Source organism: Kluyvera chengduensis (genome assembly GCF_044197065.1).
Lineage (GTDB): Bacteria > Pseudomonadota > Gammaproteobacteria > Enterobacterales > Enterobacteriaceae > Kluyvera > Kluyvera ascorbata_C.
Genome location: NZ_JBIQOI010000002.1, coordinates 360626 through 375903, shown reverse-complemented (window position 1 = coordinate 375903; position 15278 = coordinate 360626). Strand labels below are relative to the sequence as shown.

Sequence of the window (15278 nt, the reverse complement as noted above, 5' to 3'; positions counted from 1 at the left end):
GGCAGATGATGACCTCTCAGGATGCGCTGCGCCTTCAGCAGCTCGAAGACCAGCAGGCCGCGCGGGTGTGTATCAGCCACTACATGCACCTGTGCGACCGGCTGGATTCACTCGACACGGTGCAGGCCATTGGCGCGCTGTTCAGCGTCGATGCCTGCTGGCAAGGCGTCGGCGAACCCTACGCCACGCGACTGGGGCGTCATCAGGGACGCGCGGCGATTATTGCGATGATGGCGGGCTACGTCCGAGAGCCCGCGCACTTCGCTATGAACGCGCACTTTCTCTGTTCAGAGGCGCTGACGATGGCAGCAGGTGGAGAGGTACAGGGCCGCTGGCTGATGCTGCAAACCTCGGCCTTCAGCGCGGGCGGCGCGCACCTCAACGCCGCCGAATTAAACGTCACCTTCCGGCGCGAAGCGGGGGAGATGGTGATGCACCATTTCACCACCCGCAACCTGTTTAGCCGACCCGTAAGCCACTGGCACGCCGAGGATACCCTCCCGGTGCCGGACCAAAATCAGACCGTCGAAGACGTGCAGGAGAATGGACATGCAGTGTGACCACCTGATTCATGTGAAAAATATCGATACCACGACGCCAAACGCGCCGAGCCGCGACGAGATTGCCTCGCTGGTACAGCACGACCGTGTACACACCTCGCTGTACACCTCTGATGCACTGTTCAATCTGGAGCTGGATCGCGTGTTCGGCAAAACCTGGGTCTGGGTGGCGCACGCCAGCGAAATCCCGGAGACCGGCAGCTTCAAAACCACCGAAATTGGCACCCAGCCGGTGATTGTGGTGCGTGACCGTAAAGGCACCATCCACACCCTATTGAACCGCTGCCGCCACCGCGCGGCTACCGTCTGCGAACACCGCAGCGGCAAAACCAACAGCTTTGTCTGTCCGTACCACGGCTGGGGCTACGCGCTGGACGGCAGCCTGCGCGGCGTGCCGCACCCGGAAAGCTATGCCGACCAGTTAGAAAAAGGCGAGCTGGGGCTGGTGTCCCTGCGTACTGAACAGTACGCGGGCATGATCTTCGCCACCTTTAACGACCATATTGAACCGCTGGAAGATTTCCTCGGCGCGGCGAAAAAGTGGATGGATCTGTTTATGAAGCAGGGCGCGGGCTACCCGATAAAAACCGGCCCGGCGCACCGTTTCCGCTTCCCCGGCAACTGGAAAATCCAGCTCGAGAACACCACCGATGGCTACCACTTCCCGGTGGTGCACCGCTCGTTCTTAAGCTCGGTCGATAAGCAGACCGAAGATATGCTCAACTTTGTCGACGGCAGCGGCTACGTTGAAGACCTCGGCAATGGCCATAGCGTGATGGTGATGATCCCGGAACTGGTGGATCTGGAAGCCAATCTGGACGCGCCGATCCCGGAGCGCTTTACCGAACTGGCCGACGCGCTGCGCACCGATCACGACGAGGATCAGGTGCGTCGTATCGTCCGTGCGGTCGGTGGCTCTGGCTTCAACCTCAATATCTTCCCGAATATTGCCTGCTCGATGGCCTTCTTCCGCGTATTGCAGCCGGTGTCGGTAAACGAAACCGAAATTCACCATGCGGTGATCACCATGGACGGCGGCCCGGAAATCGCTAACCAGGCGCGTTTGCGTCTGCACGAGCACTTCCAGGGGCCGATGGGCTTTGGCACGCCGGACGACTCGGAAGCGTGGGAGCGCGTCCAGCGCGGGGCTACCGCCGGTGACGACCTGTGGATCATGCTCAACCGTGGTCTGGCGGGGGAATACCGCACCGACGATGGCCTGCGTAGCGACGTTAGCGCCGAAACCGGCATGCGCGCGGCCTACCAGCAGTGGAAAAAACTGATGACGGAGATGGAATAAATGACGACCGCTGAATCTGTACTGTTTAACGCCATCGCGGTTATCAACCTCGAAGGCGACCTGCTGGATCAGGGCGAGTTCGATGCCTGGCTGGATCTCTGGCAGCACGACGGCTTGTATGTGGTGCCGATCGACCCGACCGAGACCGACTTCAAAAACACGCTCAACTACGCCTGCGACGATCACGAAATGCGCGCCAAGCGCGTAAAGCGCCTTTATAGCGGCGAGTCTATCTCCACCACGCCGCGTGCCAGAACCCTGCGCACGCTGTCGCGCTTCCGCCTGCTGGAAGCCAGCGAAAACGAAGTGGTGATACGCGGCGCACAGTCGCTGTGGGAACACCGCAAGGGCCACAGCCGCCACTACGCCGCCGACATCACCTGGCACTTGCGCCCGCAGGAAAGCGGCTGGCGCATTACCCAGAAGGTGATTCGCCTGGTCAACAGCGACGATGTGCTGCACAGCATCGGCTACATCCTGTAAGGAACCGTTTATGACGCAAACCGCATTAGTGACCGGGGCGGCTTCCGGTCTCGGCAACGTGATTGCCGCTCATCTGCTGGCCGAGGGCTTTCAGGTGGTGCTGACCGATGTCGACGCCGCCCGCGCCGAAGCCGCGGCGGCAAACCTCGATAACGGCGAAGGCAAAGTCCTGGCGCTGGGGCTGGATATCCGCCAGCCGGAGGCCTTTGACCGTGCGCTGACGGCGACGATTGAGCGCTTTGGCACCCTACAGGTGCTGGTCAATAACGCCGCGCTGACCCTCGCGACCCCGGTAATGGAGATCACCGCAGAGGAGTTTGACCAGGTGATTTCCACCAACCTGCGCGGCACGTTCGTCGGCTGCCAGACGATGGGGCGCTACTTCGCCCGCCGTGGCTACGGTCGCATCATCAACCTGGCGTCGCTCGCCGGGCAGAACGGCGGCACCGCATCCGGGGCGCACTACGCGGCGTCAAAAGGCGGCATTCTGACGCTGACCAAAGTCTTTGCCCGCGAGCTCGCGAAATCCGGCGTGACGGTCAACGCCATCGCGCCGGGGCCAATGGACCTGCCGACGGTGCACGCGCTGGTGCCGGAAGAGAAGATGCCCGGCCTGTTGCAGATGATCCCGGTCGGCGAACTTGGCGACGCGGCGTTTGTCGCCGAAGCCGTAGCGCTGCTGGCCTCTCAACAATCGTCGTTTGTCACCGGGGCCACCTGGGACATTAACGGCGGGCTGTTTATGCGTTAAGGAGGCGGAAATGCTGACATTACAGGTTATCCGCCGCGAGCTACAGGGCGAGGTGCTGCTGCTGACGCTGGCGAAAACCGACGGTACGGCGCTGCCCGCGTTCACCGCCGGGGCGCATATCGACGTGCATCTGGGCGACGATCTGGTGCGTCCGTACTCGCTGTGCGGCGATCCGTTTGAACGCCATCACTACCAGCTTGGCGTGCTGAAAGACAGCCAGTCAAAAGGCGGCTCGCTCGCCGTGCACCGGCTTCAGGAAGGCGATGAGATTCAGGTGAGCGAGCCGCGCAATCTGTTTGCGCTGGATGAAAAGGCCAGCCACAGCCTGCTTATCGGCGGCGGTATCGGCATTACGCCGATGCTGGCGATGGCGGCGGAGCTGCTGGCAGCCGGGCGCGCTTTCAGCCTGCATTACTGTGCGCGAAGCCGCGCCCAGGCCGCGTTTGTCGCCCAGTTGACGGCATCGGCCTATGCCCCGCAGGTGCATCTGCACTTTAGCGACGAGCAGCGTATCAACCTTGCTGCGGTGCTGTGCGACGTGCCTGCTGGCACTCACGTCTACGTCTGCGGCCCGACGCGGCTGATGGATGCGGTCAGCGAGCAGGCCACCGCACAGGGCTACGCGCCGGAGCAGATCCACCAGGAGTGCTTTAGCGCCGAGGTGGAAACCGGCGGCCAGCCGTTTGAAGTGGTGGCAGCCGCCAGCGGCATCACCGTTCAGGTGGCGGCAAACCAGACCATCGTTGAAGCGCTGGCGTTGGCGGGGCTCAAGGTCTGCGTCTCCTGCAAACAGGGGATCTGTGGCAGTTGTCTGACCGACGTGCTGGAAGGTGAGCCGGATCATCGTGACCACTATCTGACCGACGAAGAGAAGGCCGATGGCGATCAGATCCTGCTGTGTTGCTCCCGGGCGAAAAGCGCCCGTCTGATAATCGATCTTTGAGGATCTTCTCTATGACTCTGCAAACCGAATTTCGTAACGCCATGGCGCAGTTGGGCAGCGCGGTATCGGTGATAACCACCGACGGCCCGGCGGGTAAATTTGGCTTCACCGCCTCTGCCGTGTGTAGCGTGACCGATCAGCCGCCGACGCTGCTGGTGTGCATGAACCGTAACTCTTTTGCCCACGCGCACTTCAGGCAAAACGGCGCGCTGTGCGTCAACGTGCTGTCGAGCGACCACCAGGCGCTGTCGGGCATTTTTGCCAACGCCAGCCTGCGCTCTGAAGAGCGTTTCTGCCACGACAACTGGCAGGTGATGGCCAGCGGCGCGCCGGTGTTGAGCTCTGCGGTAGCAAGCTTCGACTGCCTGATTGATGACTGCCACGAAGTGGGCAGCCACTCGGTCTTTTACTGCCGGGTGCAGGCGATTCGCATCAGCGAGCAGCCGCGCGGGCTGGTTTATTTCAACCGCCGCTACCACACGGTTGGCTGCGACGTGGAAGCCTGATAACGAGAAGAGGAAGGTCGGATGAGCAATGTCGTTTCTGAAACTACCGTCACATCAACCACCGTCCACCATGACGCGCAGCAAATGCGCAAGCTGGTGGTCGCGTCGGTGCTGGGTAATGCGCTGGAATGGTATGACTTCTTTCTCTATGGCACCGCCGCGGCGCTGGTGTTTGGCCCGCTGTTCTTCCCGGTCGGCGGCGACCCGTTACAGGGGACGCTGCTGGCGTTTTCCGGCTTTGCGGTTGGCTTTCTGGCGCGCCCGCTCGGCGGCATCCTGTTCGGCCATATCGGTGACCGCTATAGCCGCAAGATGACGCTTATCATGACGCTGACGCTGATGGGCGCAACGACATTTGTGATTGGCCTGTTGCCGACCTACGCGCAGATTGGCATTTGGGCACCGCTGACGCTCATCATCCTGCGCTTCTTACAGGGCGTGGCGTCCGGCGGCGAGTGGGGCGGCGGCGTGCTGATGCTGAGCGAAAACGCCCCGGCCTCACGCCGGGGATTCTATACCGCGTGGAGCCAGATGGGCGTCTCCGGCGGCTTTGTGCTCTCGGCCTTCGCCTTTTATCTCGTCCAGCAGTTGCCGGAAAGTGATTTTCTGAGCTGGGGCTGGCGCGTACCGTTTTTGCTGAGCATCGCCATCTTCCTGGTCGGCGTGTATATCCGCAAAAACATCCGCGAGAGCAAAGCCTTCACCCAGGCGAAGCCGGAAGACCAGCACGAAAAGATCCCGCTGCTGGTGCTGGTACGCGAGCACCCGAAAGCGCTGTTGCAGGCGATAGCTCTGCGGCTGCCGGAAAACGGGGCGTCCTATATTTTCTTCACCTTCTCGGTGGTCTACGCCAAACACATTGGTATCGGCACCGGGGAGATCATCAGCGCGGTCACGCTGGCGATGCTGATTGAATTCTTCTCGATCCTGTTCTGGGGCGCGCTGTCGGACAAGATTGGCCTGAAGCCCGTTTACTACATCGGCGTGATTGGCCTGCTGGTGATGGCGTTCCCGTTCTTCTGGCTGCTATCCACCGGCAACTACGGCGCGGTGATGCTGGCGATGTTCCTCGGCCTGCCGGTGTGCCACGGCGCGATGATTGGTACCCAGCCGTGCATCATGAGTGACCTCTTCCCGGTGCGGGTGCGCTACTCCGGACTGGCGCTGGGCCACGAAGTGGGGTCGATCTTCTCCGGCGGCCTCGGCCCGATGCTGGCGGTGGCGCTGCTGATGGCTTTTGATGCCTCGTGGCCGGTCTCTTTATTGTTGATGGCCTACGCGCTGCTGGCATGGATTGCCCTGAGAAGCCTGCCTTCAACCTCCTTACAACACAAAAATGCAGGAGCAACGGATGTTAACGATTGAATCACTGACCTGCTGGCTGGTGGATATTCCCACCATTCGCCCGCACAAACTGTCGATGGCCACCATGGGCTGCCAGACCCTGACCATCGTGCGTATGCAGTGCGCCGAGGGCGTGGTCGGCTGGGGGGAAGCCACCACCATCGGCGGGTTGAGCTACGGCGCGGAAAGCCCGGAGGCCATTCGCTCGGCCATTGAAACCTACCTGTCGCCGCTGCTGTGCGGCCAGACCTTCAGCGGCGTGGCGTCACTGGCGGAGAAGATGAATGCCAGCGTCAAGGGCAACACTTTTGCCAAATCGGCGCTGGAAACCGCGTTTCTCGATGCGCAGGGCAAGCTGCTGGGGCTACCGGTTAGCGCCTTGCTCGGCGGGGCGATAACCGACCGCCTGCCGGTGCTGTGGACGCTGGCGAGCGGCGATACCGACAACGACATTGAAGAGGGCAAACGGCTGCTGGCGGAAGGGCGGCACGATACCTTCAAGCTGAAAATTGGCGCCCGGGATCTTAAAACCGATATTCGCCACGCGCTGGCGATTAAGGCGGCGCTCGGTGACGAGGTCAGCGTTCGCGTTGACGTGAACCAGGCGTGGGACTTCACCACCGCGGTGAAAGGGATGAGCCAGCTACAGGACGGCGGCATTGACCTCATTGAACAGCCAACCCCGCTGTGGGACCGGCAGGGGTTGATTACCCTGAGCCAGCGTTTTGACGTCCCGATTCTCGCCGATGAAGCGGTGGCAACCAGTTACGACGGCTATGCGCTGGCGCACGGCGGTTTTAGCGGTGCCTATGCGCTGAAGATTGCCAAAGCGGGCGGCCCGGCGCAGGCGCTGAAGCTGGCGCACGTCGCGCAGGCGGCGGGCGTGGCGCTGTATGGCGGCACCATGCTGGAAGGCACGCTCGGCACGGTGGCTTCGCTGCACGCCTGGTCCACCGTACGGATGCAGTGGGGCACCGAGATGTTCGGCCCACTGCTGCTGAAAGACGACATCGTGGTCACGCCGCTCGACTACCGCCAGGGGCAGGTTTCGCTGCCGCAGGGGGCGGGGCTGGGCGTGGAAATTGACCTCGACAAACTGCGTTATTACGCGCGCCACTAAAAGGACACCCCGATGCTGTTCAAAGTTGAAATGACCGTCAATATCCCGTCGTCGCTGCCCAAAGCCGAGGCCGATGAGATTAAGGCGAAAGAGAAAGCCTACTCCCAGCAGCTTCAGCGCGAAGGGAAATGGCTGCATATCTGGCGCGTCGCCGGGCTCTACGCCAACGTCAGCATTTTTGACGTGACCGATAACCAGGAACTCCACGACCTCTTAACCGCGCTGCCGCTGTATCCGTTTATGGAGATCAGCGTGCAGCCGTTATGCCGACACCCGTCGGCCATTGATTAAAACAACAACCCTTACCCTACGAAGAGGAATACGCAATGTCCGTTAATCCCGCAAAACAGACCGAACTGGAATCCTTACTGGCCATCAGCAGTGGACTGAACGCCGAGCAGGGCAACGATCGCTTCAAAGCTATCATGCATCAGTTACTGAGCGACCTGTGTCAGACCATCCGCAAATTTGATATCACCGACGAAGAGTTCTGGCTGGCGGTGAACTACCTGAACGAGCTGGGCGAGCGCAAAGAAGCGGCGCTGCTGGCGGCTGGGCTGGGGTTGGAGCACTACCTGGATATGCGCGCCGATGAAAAAGAGGCCGCCGCCGGTCACAACGTGGGCACGCCGCGCACCATCGAAGGGCCGCTGTACGTGGCGGGCGCACCGCTCAGCAAGCAGTTTGCGCGCATGGACGATGGCAGCGAGCAGGGCGAGCCGATGTGGCTGCACGGGCAGGTGACTGACCTCGACGGCAATCCGGTGGCGGGTGCGGTGGTGGATATCTGGCATGCGAACACGCTGGGAGGCTACTCGTTCTTTGACCAGTCGCAGAGTGAATACCACCTGCGCCGTCGCGTGGAAACCGGCGCAGACGGGCGCTACGCGGTGCGGAGCATTGTGCCTTGCGGTTACGGCTGCCCGCCGGATGGCCCAACGCAGAAGCTGCTGAACCAGTTAGGCCGTCACGGTAATCGTCCGGCGCACATTCATTTCTTCGTGTCGGCACCGGGCTATAAGCACCTGACCACGCAGATTAACCTCAATGGCGATGCCTACCTGTGGGACGATTTTGCCTTCGCCACCCGCGAAGAGCTGATTGCCGACCCGGTGAAAATCACCGATGAGGCGCTTTCTCAGCAACGCAACATCAACCAACCTCATACCGAGGTAAGCTTTAGCTTTGCGCTGGTGGAATCCGCTGAGACCAGCGAAGAGAGCCGGATTAAGCGTGCGCGTGTGATGGAGTGATTTGAGGCGCGGTGCCGCCCCGGCGGCGCTGCGCTTGGCCGGGCTACACTCTATGGTAGCCCGGGCGAGCGAATGCGACCCCGGGACTGCGCCTTACTTCGCCGCCAGCGCCTCTTTTATCCAACCATCAAACGTCTGCTGGTGGGCTTTAATCCACCCGTCAACGTGGCTCTGAATATCCTCCGGCGTTGATTTCCCGGTATGCATCAGCTGATTCTGGGCATTCACATCCGCCAGCGGCAGTTTCGCCACGGCAAACAGCTTCGCCGCCGCCGGGTTTTTCGCCGCCCACTCTTTATTGGCGACGATGTACTCGTTGTTCACCGCAAAACCGTAGTTCTTGCCGTTTGGCAGCTCGGTATTCAAATCCTTAAGCGTGCCCGGATTCGCCGAGAACGGCACGGTCAGCCACACCACGTCTTTCCCCGGTTTTAGCTCATCGCTGACCCAATACGGCGTCCAGGTCCAGTAGAGTACCGGCTTTCCGGCCTTATAGCGGGAGAGAGTGTCGGCAATAATCGCCGCATAGTTGCCCTGGTTTTGCGTCACCGTCTTATCAAGACCGTACGCTTTAATTTGGGTATCAATCACCGAGCCGCACACCCAGCCGGGGTTACAGCCTGCTAAATCCGCTTTGCCGTCACCGTTGGCGTCAAATAGCTGCGCGAGCTTAGGGTCTTTCAACTGCGAAATATCGCTAATGTGGTATTTGTCGGCGGTTTTTTTATCGATCAAATAGCCCTGCGCCGCGCCACTAATATAGGTGCCCTGACGGTAGAATTTTTTATCGCCGCCGCTGGCATTGTACATATCCTGCTGTAGCGGCATCCAGTTGACTGCCATATACGTGGCGTCACCGGAAGCAATCGAGGTATAGGCAACGTTGTACTCCACCTCTTCGATAGGGGCGACATCGTAGCCAAGCTGCTTCAGCGCGCGGTTGATAATCTCGGTTTGAAAGGTCTCTTCCGGTAGGGGACTTTGCACCGGATGCACCGTAATACCTGTGCCGGGAAGGTCTGCGGCATAGAGTGTAGAAGAGGTTAGTATGGCGACCAGAGTAAAGGCGCTTTTTGTTGTAGTTTGCATAATAGACCTTGTTATTTTCGCGTGTTAAGCCAGAAGTGACAGGTTATTCCCGCTTGGATAAAAGGTGGAAATAGAGAAAGGTGTGAAAACAATTCCTTAGTTAATTAACAATAATAACTTTACCATAACATATCGTGACGGGCTGGCAATCCGGAATACCTGCAAAATGACCGTTTTATTGTGTTTTTAGGCTAGGGTTAATCTTAAAATTAATATGATACAGCTCGCAAAATTACGGATAAAACCGATAAATACGACAAATAACGGATACCGGAAAAAATGATGGGAGCTATAGTTATCTGGATGACTTTTTCTTTGCGAAACAGGCATTAAAAGGAGGCAGGGCGAAAAATCGCGTTGCCGGTATTGCTCACAGGATGTGGGGTCTGAAAATGAATACAGCACGCGTAGTTTGTCTGGCCTTGGCCGCTTTAACCTTATCACCAATGGCTCAGGCCCAGGACCGAGCCACATCGGGAAGAATTCACTTCGTTGGCAGCATCGTTGAGGGCGCTTGCAATGCGGTCCCCCAGAGGCAAACCCTGCAGGTTACCTGTTATCGAAACGGCAAAAAACAGATGCAGCAGATGGTGGTTCCGACCTCTGGTGATTCGATTTCTATGCAATCGTTGGGTTCCGTCAGTCAAAGAACGTTACCCGGTCATCCTGAACTTCGCGAAGTAACCATTAACTATTTTTAAGTTTTCGATAAAAAACGGCTCTTCTCCTGCCAGGTGGGAAGGCCGTTTTTCCGTTCTTTTTGTACATTATCTCGTTCATCAGACGGTAATCCCCTACTAAACTAGTAAGAAAACGACGAGTAAAAAAGTCTTTTCCTATGAATGTCCTGCAAACATTTTTATAAATAAAAAATGCATTATTATTTACTGTTATTTTTACCCGAAAGGTTTATTTTTGGGGTATAAAATAATAAATATTATCTACCGCTGAAACGCTATTCCATTTCATCATATAAATACTACCTAGGTGGTATTTAAACACAAAATTAACATTTTTCTGTTTTTTCATGTTGATGAAAAACAATATGTTATGTCACCAGCTTCGAATGAAGCATCAATCAAAGAAAAAATAACTGTCCACTATCGGAAAAAAACGGCGTTGTAAATCAATAGTCCTATTGTGGATAATCGCCGCCATCAGGTCAGGACGATCTGACGACAGAATATTATTAGTAGCGATTGCTGCGAGAAAAATTATCCAATTCAATAATTACTTTGCAGACTATTTAATTCATTAAATGGGAACGTTCCCTTATTTTGTCTTAAACATCACGGAAATATTAATTTTGACAACCCAAAGGCAATGAGAATGAAAAATTTTACGGTTAAAGGACTGGCACTGGCATTAATGATGGTGGGGACGTCCGCAATGGCAATGGGCGGTTCTAGCGATGCAACGGGTCCAACGACTGTGACCGGTGGTTCCGTTCACTTTACCGGTTCGGTGGTTAACGCGGCCTGTGCTGTTGCGCAAGACTCCGTCAACAAAACTGTTGATATGGGTCAGGTTCGTCTGGCGGCCTTCGGTGAACAACCGGTGGCGGGCACGGCGGCAAACCAGAAAACCCCGTTCAGCATCACGCTGACCGACTGTGACACTCAGGTGTCTACCGAGGCAACCGTGACCTTTAACGGTGCGGCGGCGGAAGGCAGCGCTGGCGTACTGGACAACATGGCCGGTGCGGGCGGTGCGCAGGGGGTTGGCGTGCAGATTTATGACACCGACGGCACTGCGCTTGATCTGGGCAAAGCGTCTAAAGCCGCCACGCTTATCGACGGTGATAACGTCATGAGCTTCTCTGCGGACTACGTCAGCACTTCCAGTACGCTGACCGCCGGTAACGTCGACGCAACGGCGACCTTTAACGTTACCTACCAGTAATTTTTCAGGAAGGGCCAAAGCCACGGACGGCTATTTTGTGAAGGGGAGTAGGGATGAAGCTATCGCAACCGGGTCTGGCGCTGCTGCTGAACGTCCTGATACCGCTCGCCTTGGCCGGTAATCACCATGTGGTGACCGTACCTGGTGGGGACGTGCATTTTACCGGCGCGGTGGTGGAAGCCGCCTGCGCGGTGGATACCAATAGCGATGCGCAGACGGTGGACATGGGGCAGGTGCGCTCCAGCCTGTTTAGCGGCACCGGCACCTGGGGAAACCCGCAGCCGTTCACCATCGTGCTCAAGGACTGTGACATCACCATCAGCCAGCAGGTCGGCGTGGCGTTTAACGGCGTGACCGATGAGAACGATCCAACCGTACTGGCGGTGACCAGCGGCGCAGGCAGCGCGGCTCACGTGGGCATCGGCATTTTTGATAGCAGTGGGAATACGATTGTACCGAATACATCGCCGCAGCTGTTTACCACGCTAAAAGATGACACTAACGTGCTGAACTTTGTTGCCAAATACCGGGCTACGGCGGAAAACGTCTCGCCTGGCGAGGCGGATGCGCAAACCTGGTTCACGCTGACTTACATGTAATTATTCCGCCGCGGCGGGCGTATTTTATTAAAAGGTAACTCATGTCTATTTTTTCCCGAACCGGCTTATGGGCGACGGCGCTGACGTTAGCCAGCCTGCCGTTATTCTCGCCGCTCGCTCAGGCTGCCGACTACGGCGGTATTGCGTTGGGCGCCACGCGGGTTATTTATCCTCAGGGAAGCGAGCAAATTTCATTGTCGGTTAATAATACCGATAGCCAGGGCGTCTTTTTAATTCAGTCGTGGGTGGAAAACGCTGACAGCAAAAAGAGCAGTGATTTTGTGGTCACACCGCCGCTGTTTGTGATTAAACCGAAAAAAGAAAATACCCTGCGGGTGATGTATATCGGCCAGGAGGCATCATTGCCTAAAGACCGTGAAAGTTTGTACTGGATGAACGTCAAAGCCATTCCGGCAGCGACGAAGGAATCGCAAAATAAAAATACGCTGCAAATTGCCGTCCTGAACCGTATCAAACTGTTTGTCCGCCCGAAAGGGCTGAGTATGTCGCCTGCCGACGCACCCGCGAAGCTGCGTTTTCATCAGACTGGCTCGCAGCTGACGATTAAAAATCCCACGCCGTATTACGTGACGCTCATTGAGCTTACCGAAGGCACCGCCGTGCTTCCCGCCACGATGGTTCCGCCATTAGGACAGAGCAGCCTCAGCGTGCCATCAACGGCGCACGGTGAGATCACCTTCCAGACGGTGAATGATTACGGCGCGAATACGCCAAAACAGCATGCGGTAATGGACTAATTCGTGGGACAGGTCGGCGAAATAATGACACAGCGCATTCGTTATGCCACTCGGTCAATCGCGCGGGTTTTGCGCTGTCGACAGTATGGCTACACCTTTATTTTGCCGGCAGCGCTAGGCGCTATTCCCTATACGGCGTGTGCGGATAACTATTTTAACCCCGCATTTTTATCCGGTGATAATTCTGCGGTGGCGGATCTGTCGCGTTTAGAAAATAGCAATGGACAAGCTCCGGGGAAATATCGGGTTGATATCTATATCAACCAGCAGTTTATTTCCAGCGAAGATGTCGACTTTAAAACGGATAAAAAAAGCCAGGACGATACCGGCCTGTCACCGTGCTTCACCCTTACGCGTCTCGAAGCGATGGGGCTTAACCAGAACGCCTTCCCGGCGCTAAAAACGCTGGCTGCCGACCAGTGCGTGCCGTTTGCCGCCATTCCTGACGGCAGTACGCGTTTTGATTTTGAACACCAGAAGCTGGACGTGAGCATTCCGCAGGCCGGGATGAAGCAAAGCGCGCGCGGCTATATTCCGCCTGAACAGTGGGATCAGGGAATTAACGCTATGACCCTGAACTATGACTTTTCCGGCAGCAACAGCGGCGGGAGCAGTAGCCAGGACAGTTATTACCTGAACCTGCAAAGTGGACTGAACCTTGGCGCATGGCGTTTGCGCGACTATTCGACCTGGAACTACAGCCACGGCGAGGGGGATTCGCAGAACCAATGGGAGCATATCAGCACCTACGCTGAGCGAGCCATTATTCCTTTAAAGGCCGAGCTGACGCTTGGCGAAAGTTATACGCCGTCGGACGTGTTTGACTCGCTCGGCTTTCGCGGCGCGCAGATAGTCTCTGACGACAATATGCTGCCCGACAGCTTGAAAGGCTTTGCGCCAACCGTGCGCGGTATTGCCCGTAGCAATGCCAAAGTGACCATCAAGCAAAACGGCTACGTCATATACCAGACCTACGTGTCGCCGGGGGCGTTTGCCATTACCGATCTCTATCCCACCTCATCAAGCGGTGATTTACAGGTGACGGTGCAGGAGACTGACGGCAGCGAAAACAGCTACACGGTGCCGTATTCGGCGGTGCCGTTGTTGCAGCGTGAAGGGCGCGTGAAATATGCGCTAACCGCCGGGAAATACCGGAGCAGCAACGATCAGCAGGATGAGGTCAACTTTACCCAGGGGACGATCATCTGGGGGTTGCCGAAAGGTTTTACCGCTTATGGCGGTAGCCAGGTGTCATCGGACTACCGGGCATTTGCCTTGGGTGTCGGGCTCAATATGGGCGATTTTGGCGCGGTATCGACGGATATCACCCAGGCCAACAGTACGTTGGTGGACGGCAGCCAGCACGAAGGACAATCCGTGCGATTTCTGTACGCCAAGGCGTTGAACTCGCTGGGGACTAACTTCCAGCTACTGGGCTATCGCTATTCGACGCAAGGGTTCTACACCCTTGATGAAACCACCTATCAGCATATGGACGGCTATACCGGCGACGACGCTTTTCAGGATGAGGACCATGATGGCAAGCAGGATAAGCCGGACTGGACTGATTTTTACAATCTCTACTACACCAAAAAAGGCAAGGTACAGATCAACATTTCGCAGTCGGTAGGCGATAACGGATCGCTTTTTGTCACTGGTTCGGAACAAAGCTACTGGCATACCGATGAAACTGACCGGCTTATTCAGGTGGGCTACAACGGTAGCTGGAATAACATTTCCTACGGCTTGAGCTGGAACTATGACCGTTCACCCGGGGAGAGCGAGGCTGACCAGGTTTACGCCTTTAACGTGTCGCTGCCTATTGGCGAATGGCTATCTGGGCGCGGAAACGCTGACGTGTATCACGCGGCAAATACCCTGAATGCGTCGTACAACATGAGTACCGACCGTCACGGTAAAACTTCACAGACGGCGGGCGTCAACGGCACGCTGCTGGATGAAAACAACCTGAGCTACAACGTGCAGGAGAGCTACGGCAACCATGGCACCGGTGACAGCGGCAACGCCAGCCTGAGCTATCAGGGCACCTACGGTAACCTGAAAGCGGGCTACAACTACAGCGACGGATATCACCAGCGTAACTATGGCATGAGCGGCGGCGTGGTGGTGCATCGCAACGGCGTCACCCTCAGTCAGCCGCTGGGTGACACCAATATTCTGGTGAAAGCGCCGGGTGCTGCGGGCGTTGAACTGGAAAATACCACCGGCATTAAAACCGACTGGCGCGGCTATGCGGTCGTGCCTTACGCCACTACCTATCGCCAGAATCGCGTGGCGCTGGACACCAACTCCATGGGGCAAAACGTTGACATCGATGACGCGGTGGTGAACGTGGTACCGACGCAGGGCGCGATGGTACGTGCGGAATTTAATGCCCACATCGGCGCGCGGGTGCTGATGACGCTCAATCACAGCCACAAACCGGTGCCGTTTGGTTCGACGGTGACGTTGAGTGATAGCCAGCAGAGCAGCCTGGTGGGTGATGACGGGCAGGTGTATCTCTCCGGTCTGCCGCAGTCTGGCACGCTGACAGTGCAGTGGGGGCAGGGCGACGATAAACGCTGCTCGGTGGCGTATCAACTCTCAGCTGACCAGATGACCACATTTAACCGAGTGGCGGAAACCTGCCAATAACTCTGCGGAAACCAC

General features: G+C 57.3%; 16 protein-coding genes. 15 read left to right on the top strand and 1 reads right to left on the bottom strand.

Annotation, left to right across the window (positions count from 1 at the left end; translation table 11 throughout):
* The first annotated feature begins 5 nt into the window (after nucleotides 1–5).
* Genes ACH1XZ_RS07450 through catA form a run of 10 tightly spaced genes read left to right on the top strand, consistent with a single transcriptional unit; the run spans nucleotide 6 to nucleotide 8260 of the window.
* A complete protein-coding gene (locus ACH1XZ_RS07450; protein WP_395595020.1) occupies nucleotides 6–560 on the top strand; it encodes a nuclear transport factor 2 family protein in 555 nt (184 codons plus the stop codon).
* Nucleotides 550–1860: an aromatic ring-hydroxylating oxygenase subunit alpha gene (locus tag ACH1XZ_RS07445; RefSeq protein WP_395595019.1), complete on the top strand. Its 1311-nt coding sequence runs from the start codon at nucleotides 550–552 to the stop codon at nucleotides 1858–1860. The genes ACH1XZ_RS07450 and ACH1XZ_RS07445 overlap by 11 nt, the downstream gene beginning before the upstream one ends.
* A complete protein-coding gene (locus tag ACH1XZ_RS07440; protein ID WP_395595018.1) occupies nucleotides 1861–2343 on the top strand; it encodes an aromatic-ring-hydroxylating dioxygenase subunit beta in 483 nt (160 codons plus the stop codon).
* 10 nt (nucleotides 2344–2353) lie between these two features.
* Nucleotides 2354–3094 carry an SDR family NAD(P)-dependent oxidoreductase gene (locus tag ACH1XZ_RS07435; protein WP_395595017.1) on the top strand — a complete coding sequence of 247 codons (741 nt, stop codon included), beginning with the start codon at nucleotides 2354–2356 and terminating at the stop codon, nucleotides 3092–3094.
* A 10-nt stretch (nucleotides 3095–3104) separates the two neighbouring features.
* Nucleotides 3105–4037 (top strand): PDR/VanB family oxidoreductase, encoded by a 933-nt coding sequence (locus tag ACH1XZ_RS07430; protein ID WP_395595016.1) that lies wholly within the window; start codon nucleotides 3105–3107, stop codon nucleotides 4035–4037.
* A gap of 11 nt (nucleotides 4038–4048) precedes the next feature.
* A complete protein-coding gene (locus ACH1XZ_RS07425) occupies nucleotides 4049–4543 on the top strand; it encodes a flavin reductase (protein ID WP_395595015.1) in 495 nt (164 codons plus the stop codon).
* A 21-nt stretch (nucleotides 4544–4564) separates the two neighbouring features.
* Nucleotides 4565–5908: an MFS transporter gene (locus ACH1XZ_RS07420; RefSeq protein ID WP_395595014.1), complete on the top strand. Its 1344-nt coding sequence runs from the start codon at nucleotides 4565–4567 to the stop codon at nucleotides 5906–5908.
* Nucleotides 5895–7007 (top strand): muconate/chloromuconate family cycloisomerase, encoded by a 1113-nt coding sequence (locus tag ACH1XZ_RS07415; RefSeq protein WP_395595013.1) that lies wholly within the window; start codon nucleotides 5895–5897, stop codon nucleotides 7005–7007. Before ACH1XZ_RS07420 ends, ACH1XZ_RS07415 begins: the two co-directional genes overlap by 14 nt.
* Nucleotides 7008–7019: 12 nt before the next feature.
* Entirely contained in the window at nucleotides 7020–7298 is a 279-nt protein-coding gene (gene catC / locus ACH1XZ_RS07410) for a muconolactone Delta-isomerase (protein ID WP_395595012.1), read from the top strand.
* A gap of 35 nt (nucleotides 7299–7333) precedes the next feature.
* A complete protein-coding gene (gene catA, locus ACH1XZ_RS07405; protein WP_395595011.1) occupies nucleotides 7334–8260 on the top strand; it encodes a catechol 1,2-dioxygenase in 927 nt (308 codons plus the stop codon).
* Nucleotides 8261–8353: 93 nt separating this feature from the next.
* On the opposite strand, the gene proX is transcribed toward catA, so the two are convergent.
* Nucleotides 8354–9349 (bottom strand): glycine betaine/L-proline ABC transporter substrate-binding protein ProX, encoded by a 996-nt coding sequence (gene proX, locus ACH1XZ_RS07400; RefSeq protein WP_395595010.1) that lies wholly within the window; start codon nucleotides 9347–9349, stop codon nucleotides 8354–8356.
* A gap of 392 nt (nucleotides 9350–9741) precedes the next feature.
* Here proX and ACH1XZ_RS07395 point away from each other — a divergent pair, with 392 nt between their 5' ends.
* The 5 genes from ACH1XZ_RS07395 (at nucleotide 9742) to ACH1XZ_RS07375 (ending at nucleotide 15263) form a co-directional block, all read left to right on the top strand.
* Nucleotides 9742–10050, top strand: a complete 309-nt coding sequence (locus tag ACH1XZ_RS07395; RefSeq protein WP_395595009.1) for a fimbrial protein — start codon at nucleotides 9742–9744, stop codon at nucleotides 10048–10050.
* Nucleotides 10051–10678: 628 nt separating this feature from the next.
* Nucleotides 10679–11251 (top strand): fimbrial protein, encoded by a 573-nt coding sequence (locus ACH1XZ_RS07390; RefSeq protein ID WP_395595008.1) that lies wholly within the window; start codon nucleotides 10679–10681, stop codon nucleotides 11249–11251.
* A gap of 53 nt (nucleotides 11252–11304) precedes the next feature.
* On the top strand, nucleotides 11305–11850 hold the full coding sequence (locus tag ACH1XZ_RS07385) for a fimbrial protein (protein ID WP_395595007.1): 546 nt from the start codon (nucleotides 11305–11307) through the stop codon (nucleotides 11848–11850).
* 41 nt (nucleotides 11851–11891) lie between these two features.
* Entirely contained in the window at nucleotides 11892–12608 is a 717-nt protein-coding gene (locus tag ACH1XZ_RS07380) for a fimbria/pilus periplasmic chaperone (protein ID WP_395595006.1), read from the top strand.
* Nucleotides 12609–12632: 24 nt separating this feature from the next.
* Nucleotides 12633–15263, top strand: a complete 2631-nt coding sequence (locus ACH1XZ_RS07375) for a fimbrial biogenesis usher protein (protein ID WP_395595005.1) — start codon at nucleotides 12633–12635, stop codon at nucleotides 15261–15263.
* Nucleotides 15264–15278 lie beyond the last annotated feature (15 nt).

Coding starts and splice junctions, on each gene's coding strand:
- ACH1XZ_RS07445 (WP_395595019.1), top strand. CDS start 550: ATGCAGTGTGACCACCTGATTCATGTGAAAAATATCGATACCACGACG.
- ACH1XZ_RS07380 (WP_395595006.1), top strand. CDS start 11,892: ATGTCTATTTTTTCCCGAACCGGCTTATGGGCGACGGCGCTGACGTTA.
- ACH1XZ_RS07415 (WP_395595013.1), top strand. CDS start 5,895: ATGTTAACGATTGAATCACTGACCTGCTGGCTGGTGGATATTCCCACC.
- ACH1XZ_RS07385 (WP_395595007.1), top strand. CDS start 11,305: ATGAAGCTATCGCAACCGGGTCTGGCGCTGCTGCTGAACGTCCTGATA.
- ACH1XZ_RS07425 (WP_395595015.1), top strand. CDS start 4,049: ATGACTCTGCAAACCGAATTTCGTAACGCCATGGCGCAGTTGGGCAGC.
- ACH1XZ_RS07375 (WP_395595005.1), top strand. CDS start 12,633: ATGACACAGCGCATTCGTTATGCCACTCGGTCAATCGCGCGGGTTTTG.
- proX (WP_395595010.1), bottom strand. CDS start 9,349: ATGCAAACTACAACAAAAAGCGCCTTTACTCTGGTCGCCATACTAACC.
- ACH1XZ_RS07435 (WP_395595017.1), top strand. CDS start 2,354: ATGACGCAAACCGCATTAGTGACCGGGGCGGCTTCCGGTCTCGGCAAC.
- ACH1XZ_RS07395 (WP_395595009.1), top strand. CDS start 9,742: ATGAATACAGCACGCGTAGTTTGTCTGGCCTTGGCCGCTTTAACCTTA.
- ACH1XZ_RS07440 (WP_395595018.1), top strand. CDS start 1,861: ATGACGACCGCTGAATCTGTACTGTTTAACGCCATCGCGGTTATCAAC.
- ACH1XZ_RS07430 (WP_395595016.1), top strand. CDS start 3,105: ATGCTGACATTACAGGTTATCCGCCGCGAGCTACAGGGCGAGGTGCTG.
- ACH1XZ_RS07390 (WP_395595008.1), top strand. CDS start 10,679: ATGAAAAATTTTACGGTTAAAGGACTGGCACTGGCATTAATGATGGTG.
- catA (WP_395595011.1), top strand. CDS start 7,334: ATGTCCGTTAATCCCGCAAAACAGACCGAACTGGAATCCTTACTGGCC.
- catC (WP_395595012.1), top strand. CDS start 7,020: ATGCTGTTCAAAGTTGAAATGACCGTCAATATCCCGTCGTCGCTGCCC.
- ACH1XZ_RS07450 (WP_395595020.1), top strand. CDS start 6: ATGATGACCTCTCAGGATGCGCTGCGCCTTCAGCAGCTCGAAGACCAG.
- ACH1XZ_RS07420 (WP_395595014.1), top strand. CDS start 4,565: ATGAGCAATGTCGTTTCTGAAACTACCGTCACATCAACCACCGTCCAC.